The following is a 986-nucleotide window of genomic DNA, read 5'->3' on the forward strand; positions in this document are numbered from 1 at the left end:
GAGCATGGTGTGGATGTGCCCGGTCTGCTCAGTGCCGTGGTCCTGTCCATGCTTCCCATCTTCATCGTCTACCTGTTCGCCCGACGTGCCTTGGTCCAGGGCCTCATGGGCGTCGGAGGAAAGTGACCGGCAACATGAACCTGGCCGTGCCGTCCCCTGACACGACCGCCCGCTGGCGCGACCCGTCGCTGACCCCCCAGGAACGCGCGGACGCACTGATCGGCGAGATGACCCTGCCCGAGAAGCTGGCCCAGCTGGTCGGCATCTGGGTCGGCGCCTCCGACGAGGGCGGCGACGTCGCCCCGCACCAGCACGACATGGAGGAACCCCCCGACCTCGACACCCTGCTGCCCACCGGACTGGGCCAGCTCACCCGCCCCTTCGGCACCGCCCCGGTCGACCCCGCGCTGGGCGCCCTGTCCCTGGCCCGCAGCCAGCAGCGGATCGCCGCCGGCAACCGCTTCGGCATCCCGGCCCTGGCCCACGAGGAGTGCCTGGCCGGCTTCGCCGCCTGGGGCGCCACCGCCTACCCCGTCCCGCTGTCCTGGGGCGCCACCTTCAACCCCGCCCTGATCCGCCGCATGGCCGCCGCGATCGGCCGCGACATGCGCGCCGTGGGCGTGCACCAGGGCCTGGCCCCGGTCCTGGACGTGGTCCGCGACGGCCGCTGGGGCCGCGTCGAGGAAACCGTCGGCGAAGACCCCTACCTGGTCGGCACCATCGCCACCGCCTACGTCCAGGGCCTGGAAGCAGCCGGCATCATCGCCACCCTCAAACACTTCGCCGGCTACTCCGCCTCCCGCGCCGGACGCAACCTCGCCCCCGTCGCCATGGGCACCCGCGAACGCGCCGACGTCATCCTGCCCCCCTTCGAGATGGCCGTGCGCGAAGGCCGCCCCCGCTCGGTCATGCACGCCTACACCGACACCGACGGCATCCCCTCCGCCGCCGACGACACCCTCCTGACCGGCCTGCTCCGCGACACC

The 986-nt window shown here is 72.8% G+C and carries 1 protein-coding gene and 1 pseudogene; both read left to right on the forward strand.

From position 1 onward, the window contains the following. Positions 1-126 (forward strand): annotated as a pseudogene (locus ACFP3V_RS31395) (carbohydrate ABC transporter permease); the annotation flags it as partial. 8 nt (positions 127-134) lie between these two features. Further along, on the forward strand, positions 135-986 hold an 852-nt coding region (locus ACFP3V_RS31400; RefSeq protein WP_380591115.1), incomplete at its 3' end, for a glycoside hydrolase family 3 protein.

Origin of the sequence: Streptacidiphilus monticola, assembly GCF_042658505.1 — a bacterium.
GTDB classification, from domain to species: Bacteria; Actinomycetota; Actinomycetes; order Streptomycetales; family Streptomycetaceae; genus Streptacidiphilus; species Streptacidiphilus monticola.